The 8,304-nt window shown below is 70.3% G+C and carries 6 protein-coding genes and 2 pseudogenes; 5 read left to right on the top strand and 3 right to left on the bottom strand.

Going from position 1 to position 8,304, the window contains the following annotated elements; genetic code table 11:
- Together tap and tpg (H5J33_RS15520) are read left to right on the top strand one after the other, a co-directional pair.
- Positions 1 to 1,874 (top strand): annotated as a pseudogene (gene tap, locus H5J33_RS15525) (telomere-associated protein Tap); the annotation flags it as partial.
- A gap of 12 nt (positions 1,875 to 1,886) precedes the next feature.
- Positions 1,887 to 2,444: pseudogene (tpg, locus tag H5J33_RS15520) on the top strand (telomere-protecting terminal protein Tpg).
- Between the two features lie 263 nt (positions 2,445 to 2,707).
- Here the strand turns inward: tpg (H5J33_RS15520) and H5J33_RS15515 are convergent.
- The gene (locus H5J33_RS15515) at positions 2,708 to 3,502 is read right to left on the bottom strand and encodes an SDR family NAD(P)-dependent oxidoreductase (protein WP_181795499.1); all 795 of its coding nucleotides are present in this window, start codon (positions 3,500 to 3,502) and stop codon (positions 2,708 to 2,710) included.
- An 85-nt stretch (positions 3,503 to 3,587) separates the two neighbouring features.
- Between H5J33_RS15515 and H5J33_RS15510 the strand changes: the two genes are divergently transcribed.
- Positions 3,588 to 4,439 (top strand): helix-turn-helix transcriptional regulator, encoded by an 852-nt coding sequence (locus H5J33_RS15510; RefSeq protein WP_181795498.1) that lies wholly within the window; start codon positions 3,588 to 3,590, stop codon positions 4,437 to 4,439.
- A gap of 592 nt (positions 4,440 to 5,031) precedes the next feature.
- On the opposite strand, the gene H5J33_RS15505 is transcribed toward H5J33_RS15510, so the two are convergent.
- Positions 5,032 to 5,568, bottom strand: a complete 537-nt coding sequence (locus H5J33_RS15505; protein WP_309485411.1) for a DUF6233 domain-containing protein — start codon at positions 5,566 to 5,568, stop codon at positions 5,032 to 5,034.
- Positions 5,569 to 5,826: 258 nt separating this feature from the next.
- Between H5J33_RS15505 and tpg (H5J33_RS37490) the strand changes: the two genes are divergently transcribed.
- Positions 5,827 to 6,174, top strand: coding sequence for a telomere-protecting terminal protein Tpg (gene tpg / locus H5J33_RS37490; RefSeq protein WP_258565119.1), 348 nt, complete (start codon positions 5,827 to 5,829; stop codon positions 6,172 to 6,174).
- A gap of 198 nt (positions 6,175 to 6,372) precedes the next feature.
- Here tpg (H5J33_RS37490) and H5J33_RS15495 read toward each other — a convergent pair whose 3' ends face one another.
- Positions 6,373 to 7,794, bottom strand: coding sequence for a hypothetical protein (locus H5J33_RS15495; RefSeq protein ID WP_220212372.1), 1,422 nt, complete (start codon positions 7,792 to 7,794; stop codon positions 6,373 to 6,375).
- Positions 7,795 to 8,010: 216 nt separating this feature from the next.
- On the opposite strand from H5J33_RS15495, the gene H5J33_RS37485 reads away from it, so the two are divergent.
- The gene (locus H5J33_RS37485; protein ID WP_258565118.1) at positions 8,011 to 8,136 is read left to right on the top strand and encodes a hypothetical protein; all 126 of its coding nucleotides are present in this window, start codon (positions 8,011 to 8,013) and stop codon (positions 8,134 to 8,136) included.
- Positions 8,137 to 8,304: the final 168 nt, after the last annotated feature.

Raw genomic sequence — 8,304 nt, 5'->3', positions numbered from 1 at the left:
GCTCCCGCGCCCGCCGTGGTGCCGGCGTCTCGCCCCAGGGCGGTGGCGAGCAGCACCACCCGCCCTTCCCCTTCGTCGCGGCGCCCGGGTGCGAAGAAGGCGCGGCGAAGCAGACCACGGCGCTGGCGGCCGCCGTCGACCCGCACTTCGAGAACGGTCCGCTCGCGGTGATCGACTGCGAGGACGGGCAGGTGCTGGCGTATTGCACCGGAGGCTTGGTCCTGGACGTGCCCGCCAAAAGCCTCCCGGCCCTGGTGGACTGGACGCTGCGTGAGGCGAAGCTGGGTCAGCCGAAGCTGTCCGGGCCGGCCAAGGACGCCGACCCGCTGCTCGTGCTCACCGAGGCCGTCCTGGAGCGCTACGGCCTGCCCGTCGCCCTCACCGACGAGGAGCGGCTCGCCGGCCGGATCCCGGAGGGCCACAAGGCCGTCAAGCAGCTCGCGCGCGGAGTGGAAGCTGACCGAACGCGGGTTCGGCCCGTGGGCGCGGATCTACCGCCCCGCCACCGGTTCGCAGCGGGCCTGCGTGCGGCTGTGCATCCCGTCGTGGGGGGGCGTTGGACACCCGGCACTGGGGTGAGGCAGGGCAGCTCCCGCCGGCCGAGCTCGCCCGCGTCCTGGGCGTGTACGCCACGCGCATGATGACGCCGCGCGGCTCCACCGCCGTGACCGGCCTGGAGCTGATGACCGCGCTGCACCCGCCGACCCGCGCTTCCGAGCCGGACGCCGACGGCCGCCGGTACTCCGAGCACAACCCCGGCTCACTCGGCAAGGACCCGATCGACCCGATGAACTGGCCGCCGTGCGAGGTCCCCGACGGCCACCGGGTCCTCAAGGACCTGCCCCGCTTCAATATGCGGGGCCCGGCGGAGAAGCTGTTCGAGGAGGCGTACGACTGGGCGCGGCCGATGACCGACGCGGAGTGCACCCTGCGCTTCTTGGCCGGCATCGATGTGAACATGGCCTTCGCCGCCGGCGCCAACGGGCTGACCGTCGGTCTGGGCGAGGCGACGCACGTCCAGGCCCCCCACGTTCGACCCGTAGCTGCCCGGCTCGTGGCTGGTCGACCTGTCCCACGTCGACCTGTCCCGCGTGAAGGTCGGCAAGGAGTGGGTGGAGCTGGACGGCGACCCGCTGCCGAGTCCGTTCGCGCCGAAGGGTGAGCGGCCCGAGGATCCGGCCTGGTACGCCACGCCCACGGTCGCCTACGCGGCAGAGCTGGGCTACGAGGTACTCCCGCTGGAGGCATGGGTCCGGTACGACAACGGCCGGTACCTGGACGGCTGGTACAAGCGGCTGCGGGACGACTTCCTCGCCACGATGGCCGCCCTCGGCGTGCACACGGACATGGAGCCGACCGACTTCCTCGCGGCGATGGACGGCTACAAGCACCATGACCCGGACCTGGCGATCGTCGTGTCGGCGGTCAAAGCGACGGTGAAGGGCGGGCTGGGCAAGCTGCGCGAGCGGCCGCGCGGGGAGGGCTGGCGGCCCGGCGAGCCGTGGCGCGCCCTGTCCCGTCCGACCTGGCGGCCGGACATCCGGGCGGCGGTCATCTCCCGCACCCGCATCAACCTGCACCGCAAGATCGTCAAGCACGCGGCGTTCACCGGGCAGTACCCGGTCGCGGTCCTGTCCGACTGCGTCGTCTACGCCGTCGCCGGACCCTCGCCGCTGGACTTCCTGCCCTACCGGTACGGCAAGTCGCTGTCCGGCGGCTTCAAGCTCGGCATCAACCCCGACCTCGTGAAGTGGGAAGGCACCCAGTCCGTGCTGTGGGGCGAGGAAGTACGGGAGCGGTTCAATGTGCCAGAGCTCAACCTGGCCCGGTACATCAAGGACGGCACCGTCACCGACGCCGACAACGGAGAGTAGGAGTAGGCCACGATGAGCCTGTTCGGGGACTGCCCGGAGGCTGCGGTGCAGAAGGCTTTCACCCGCCCGGCACCCAAGAGCGCGGGTGCGTAAATGTGCTACCTGGTCAAGCAGCTCAAGGGCACCAGGGCGGTCGCCCAGATGATGCGGATCTCCCAGCGCACCGTCGAACGGTACGTGAAGGACCAGATCAAAAAGCCCCGCCCCGACCTCGCCGCACGCATGGAGCGCGAAGTGAAGAAGCGCTGGCAGCCGCAGATCCGGGCCAGGGCCCGACAGAAGGCGGCCACCACCGGCGGCATCGTCATCGACACCCGCGCCCGCATGGGCTATACCGCACCGATCGGGTCGACGGACCAGGACCGCATCCGGCACCTGACCTTCGCCCTGCCCCCTCAGTACGCCGCCCGCCTCTTCGAGGCCCAGGCGGCCGGCGCCACCGACCGGCAGCTCCAGCAGATCGCCGCCGAGGCACTCAAGGACGTCTACTTCCAGGACAGCGGCCGCCGCGCCGGCTTCCTGGAAGATGTCCGTTTCACGGACATCGAGCACCTCGAGTACGAGCTGTAGCAGCCGCACCCCGAACAGCACGCGAGCCCGGATGTGACTGAGTCCTTCAGTTGGCGGAGGATCGCTGTACTTGGCGACGTGAGCCTCCCGGTTGGTGGACGCTGGCTTCTCCTTACTGCTCGGGTGGCCAGAGGAAGGGGCCCGGTCGGTGCCGGCCTTCTGCACACCTTCAGGCGCGGACGCGGCTCAGGCAGGCTCTGTCGACGTGGTCTGGGTGTTGTCGACACATCCTGGAGCGCGGATCAGTACTCGGGCCACTCCTGTCAGGCGCCGGCGCCGCCGTCGACCGGCAGGATCGCGCCGGTCACGTACGAGGCGCGGTCGCTGAGCAGCCACGCGGCCGCCTCGGCGATCTGCCGGGGCTCCGCCATCCGACCGAGCGGGATCGACTTGGTCATCTGCTCGACGATGCCGGGAGTCGCCGCCTCCCAGGTGTCGATCATCTCCGTGGAGGTGCCACCAGGGGTGATGCCGTTGACCCGGATACGGTCACCGGCCCAATTCACCGCGGCGGTCTCGGTAAGGCTGTTGAGCGCCCGCTTCATGGCGCCGTAGGCGGGCAGGGCGGGGTTCGCGCGGCGGCTGCCGATGCTCGAGGTGTTGACGATCGCTCCGCCGCCGCCCCGCCGCATGAGCGCGGCCTCAGCGGTCATGGCAATCCAGTGCGAACGGAAGTTCACGGCGAACTGCTCGTCGATGTCCTCGTCGCTGGTGGTCTCGACCGGGCCGTACTGCCGCTGGGGAACCGCGCCGTTGTTGAAGGCGCCATCCAGCCGCCCGTGAAGCGTTTCGACGTGGTCAACAACGGCGCGGACGGCCGCGGGGTCGGCGAGGTCCAAGGTGACGGCGCCGGCGACGCCGCCGTCGGCGCGGATCTCGTTCACGATACGGTCGAGGGCGTCGGTGCTGCGGGCGGCGAGCACGACAGCGGCGCCCTCGGAGGCGAAGAGCCGGGCCGCGGCCGCTCCGATGCCGCGGCTGGCGCCGGTGATGAGAATTATCTTCCCGCTGAGCAGGCCGATGGGTGCGCTGTCGGTGGTGTTCGTGTTGTTCGTCATGGCGACAGCGTCCGGTCGGCTGCCCGCCGGATACAGGCACAGGCTGTACCAGGATCCGCCGCCGGGCTGCGCGCACACTTGCCATATGGACAAGCAGGATCTCGGGGCCTTCCTCCGCAGCCGCCGCGAGCGGCTCCGCCCACAGGACATCGGCCTCCCCTCCGGCCCGCGCCGGCGCACACCAGGTCTTCGCCGCGAGGAAGTAGCGGTCCTGGCGCACATCTCCACTGAGTACTACATCCGCCTTGAACAGGGCAGGGCGCCACGCCCCTCGGGCGACGTCCTGGCCGCGATCGCCGGCGCGCTGCGGCTCACCGACGCAGAGTCCGACCACCTGCACGTCCTCGCGGGCACCGCGCCGAACCGCACCGGACTGCACCGGCGCGACGTCCGCCAGAGCATCCTCGCGCTCCTGGAACGACTGCCCCAGACGGCCGGCTTCGTGATGTCCGCCGCGTTCGAGGTCCTCGCGTGGAACGACCTCGCGGCCGCGCTCATGGAGGACTTCGGCCTGCTCGCCCCCGAAGACCGCAACCTCGCGCGCCGGGTCTTCCCCGGGTGGCAGCGCGCCGATGCGACGCCCTACGGGCTCTCCGACGCCGCCGAGTTCCGCCTCAGCGTCGTGATGCAGCTTCGCGCCACCCTCGCCGGCTACCCCACCGATCCCGCGGTGACCGGCCTCGTCGGCGAACTCCGCGAGGCCAGCGCCGACTTCGCCCGCCTCTGGGAACGGCACGACGTACAGACCACTCCCATGCTCACGAAGACCTTCCGCCACCCGGCTGTCGGGGAGATCACCGTCGACTGCGACACCGTCACTCTCACCGACCGAGACCAGTACCTCGTGCTCTACACCGCGCCGCCGGGATCTCCCAGCGCCGAGGCCCTGGCCCTGCTGAACGTCCTGGGAGCACAGGCCAGTCACTACACGCCGTAGCCCCCGGCCAGCCACCGCGAACACCATCGCCGACTGCGCGGCATTCGGGAGCGTTCGACCGGACCTGGGCGAAGAAGCTGAGTGGCCAGCACCGGTGCGGCCTGACCGCGCTGTTCTCGTCCAATGCCAAGCCGTACGGCACCTTCCGCCTGGACATCGAGTACGGGACACGATGAAGAGCTCGCTGATCTCACCGACCCCAGTGGAACGAGGCCGTGCCGCGGACGCTCGACCTGATGCAGGCCTGCGTCGCCCGCGACGGCACCGCGAGCGACCGCATCCGCACAATGGCCTTCTCCAGCGTCGCCCTCCAACTCGCCGCGGCCCGTGCAGCAGTTCCTGACACCACGGGCGGTTGGTACAACGGAACGAAATCCGGCGCAGCGGACGCTCGCCCGGAGTAACCCCTAATGTGTCCTGGTCCAGTCGAGATCAGACCGCATGCGGCGGCTTTCTCCAACTGTGGCGCTCATCCGCCAACTGAAGCGCTCAGTCACACCGGACCGCATCGGTCCGGGCTCGCTCGCGTATCTGCGGGGGAGGGCGGATGTTCATGCACGCGTGCCGTGTTCAACGCCGCTTCGCGTCGGCGTTACCGTTCGCCGAAGCCGTGCTCGAAGCCCTTGAGGACGGGGTCCAGTTCAACGGCCGCGCCGCACAGCGAGCACAGCGGGACGCCCGGCTGCTGCGTCACGTCCAGGGCCTGCTCCAGCGTCGGCACCGGCGCCCCGGCCGGGGCCTCGTCGCAGTTGACGGCGTGCACGACACCGCCCCGTCCGGGACCGCGGCCGCCAGCCTTCGCCATCACCCAGCCCAACGGCCGGCTCGGTCCGGGTGCCTGCTCCACCAGCGACGGCTTCGGCAGGTACTCGGTGGGCACCTGGTCGTATGAGACGCCGTCCACGGACCGCACATGGTCCGGAGTGCGCACCCAGACCCGGTACTCACTCGGCAGGCTCCACCGAGTCCCCGGGGCCGTTTCGGTACGCCGGTAGGCCCACTCGTACCTCCAGCCGTCGGGCACCTGGCGCCGGGACCACAGGCGGGCGACGACCTCCTGGTCCCCGGGCAGCAGCACCGGATGGGCACCGGCACCGGTTCCGGAGCGAACGACATCGTCATACTCCACCGTACGAACGGACGACGGGACAGCGAAGCCCGGCGCGACCTGCCCGGGCACCGGCCTCCGACCACAGGGTCGCCATGGGGAACTGGCCGCATGAGCGATCAAGAGCAGCAGCCGGCCACGGCCCCAGCAAGGTTCTGGAGGCCTTCGTCCGGGCGGAGCGGAAGGTGTTCACCCGGCCTGTGCCGAAATCCGCGTAGGCTCAGGTGAAATTCCTTCTCACGCGGGTGAAGGGGGGCGACGCAGGCCCTGGCGGAGCGCTTGAGCGCCTCGCGCCGCACGGTGGAGCGCTACCGCGCCGGGAAGCCGACCTCCCCACAGGAGCGCCTGGGGACCGGCCTGGAGACGGAATCCGGGTGGCAGTGGCTGGCCAGAGCACAGGCACGGCACCAAGCGGTCACCTCCAGCAGCATGATGGTGGGGGTCACCGCGTACTTCGGATTCACCTGCACGGACAGCTCGGACGACATCCGTGAGCGCGGCATCACCACGGCGATCTGGCCCACCTACGCGAAGCAGCTCCTCGAGCTTCAGGAGGCCGGTGCGACGGAGGAAGACCTGCATCCGATCGTTGCGGAGGCCATCACCGAGTCGTGTTTCACGCAATGAGGCATCCGCGCCGTTGACCTGCACGCAGATTTCATAAACGTCTCGGAAATTGGGTTCCGGTTCTTTCCCGGCCGGATTCGAGACCTGCTAGAAACGTATCCGTAAGCCAAAGCACGATAGTTTCACCAAGGCAGGCGTGTTGTCACCAGAGCCACCGGGCGGCGAGTGCTGAGCAGAGTTCCAGGCCGGAGTGCAGCCTCAGATGTCCATCCCGGCTTCCCACTTGCGCCTGCGCAGCATGTGGTCGCTGAAGAGATGCCGGCTCCGGTCGAGCAGTTCCGCCACCTCCGCGTCGCCGCGCCGACCGTCCGGGGACGGATGCCAGCGCTGCACTGATTGTGCGGCCCAGGTGCGCAGCTTCACATCGGGGTCCTCCAGCAGACCGACTGCCGCCCGTAGTGCCACGATGCCGCCGCGCGCGTCGAGCAGCCGGAAGGCACCGACGCGGACGTGCCGCGGCCGCTCGGAGCTGGTGCGTTCCAGCAGCCAGTCGGCAGGTAGTTCCCTGGCCGAGGGCAGCAGGGCGGCGGCGGTCTCACGGACGACCCCGGCGGCAGGGTCGTCGAGGAGCGGCCGCAACTGCTTCGCATCCGTGCAGTCCAGCGTCCGCAATCCTGCTACCGCTCGCGCCCGTACCCCGGCCACCGGGTGCGTGAGCAGCGGCCGCAGCAACCCGGCGTCCGCGCGGTTCCCGCACTCCGCCAGCCCGATGACCGCACCGGGCGGCAACTCCGGGTCGTGAGGTGCCGTGCACCGCTCCCGATACCAGGCCGCCGGGTCACCACCCTGCTGTCGTACGACATACCGGGCACAAGCACGCACGAGCGCGGAACGGTCGCTGAGAAACGGCTCCGCCTGCTTCGATCGCCCCGCCCGTCTCAGCGCGGTGACGCCGGCCGAACGGACACGCGGGCTGCGCGCGGACAGCAGTGGAAGCAACACCCCATCGTAATCATCCTCATCCCCCGGAGCCGCGAGCGCTGCTGTGGCACACACGTCCTGGACCACGGTGTCCTGGTCCCCGGCGGCCGCACGGGCCAGCTCGGCGGGACGGAGCAGTCGGCCCTCGATGGCCAGCCGGTACGCGAACCGCCGCACGATGCGGTCGGGGTCAGCGAAGAGAACAGACAGCTGGCCAGGGGATGCCTGGCGCAGGATCTGACTGAGCACATCGACGCCGAAGACACCTCTGTCGCGGCGGCCGACACGGAGGATGAGCGGCGCGAGGACGAGGGCAGAATCCACATCCAGGGCCTCGCACAGCAGCAGCCGCGCGTGCTCGCGCACCGGGCCGACCCAGTCGGCGCAACGGATCACGACCAACGGCAGCAGACCGGGGTACCGCACCGACTGACGCACCGCCTCCTGACGGATCCGCCCGTCGCGGTGGCAGAGGGCGAGTGCGAGCCGGGACTCGTCGACCTGAGTCAGGTCGGCGGGCAGCGGAGCGGAGTGCTCCCACCCCGGCAGGAAGTGCGGGCGGTGCCAGGCCACCTCACGCACTCCTGCGTCCAGCGCGAGCCAGTCAGCGGGGTCAGCGACATCCAGCGTACTTTGAAGCGGCGCACCACCCGCGAGCCGCTTTGCCGCCGCTGTCCCGTCCTCGATGTCCTCAAGCATTCCCGCCCCTCCAGCAGCAGTCGTACCAGGGGATCGTAGGATGCGGGGTTCGCGTAGGGCACGGGAAATATGGCCCGTGATCACCGAGGGCTGCCACTCGGCACCCTGCTCACCAGAAGCCGGACGCGGTGACGTCGTCCCTGCCTCGCTTGCCGCTGGTGACAGGTAACGCGCCGCATCGGTGACAACCACCATGCTTTGCCCTACCGACAGGGCATGGACGCCGCTGTCGGCGCCCGCGCCCTTGAGGACGCCCGGTTTGACGAGCGGGAGGCTTTCCGGCACGGGGACCTGGCCGCAGACGAACTCCAGGCGCTGCGCGAGCTGGGCACGCTGGAGTAGGCCGGGCCCCGCGAGGGCGGCGAAGCCGTCCGAGACGAGCTCACCCGCCGCGCCGGGTCGTACGTCCAGGCCGACGTCGACGCCCGGCTCGCCGGCGTCCCTGGCCGGGCGCCGCGGCCACTACGCCCCCCGGCCCCAGCTCGCTAACCGGTTGGAGCGTGAGGTCCG

Origin of the sequence: Streptomyces sp. WELS2, from assembly GCF_013870595.1 — a bacterium.
GTDB lineage: Bacteria > Actinomycetota > Actinomycetes > Streptomycetales > Streptomycetaceae > Streptomyces.
The sequence above is the reverse complement of the archived record's forward strand: the minus strand, read 5'-3'. Positions and strand labels throughout refer to the sequence as shown.

Bases quoted from the DNA above. Each gene is read 5' to 3' on its own strand.
- H5J33_RS15515 (WP_181795499.1), bottom strand. From the start codon at position 3,502: ATGACGAACAACACGAACACCACCGACAGCGCACCCATCGGCCTGCTC.
- H5J33_RS15510 (WP_181795498.1), top strand. From the start codon at position 3,588: ATGGACAAGCAGGATCTCGGGGCCTTCCTCCGCAGCCGCCGCGAGCGG.
- H5J33_RS15495 (WP_220212372.1), bottom strand. From the start codon at position 7,794: ATGCTTGAGGACATCGAGGACGGGACAGCGGCGGCAAAGCGGCTCGCG.
- H5J33_RS37485 (WP_258565118.1), top strand. From the start codon at position 8,011: ATGGACGCCGCTGTCGGCGCCCGCGCCCTTGAGGACGCCCGGTTTGAC.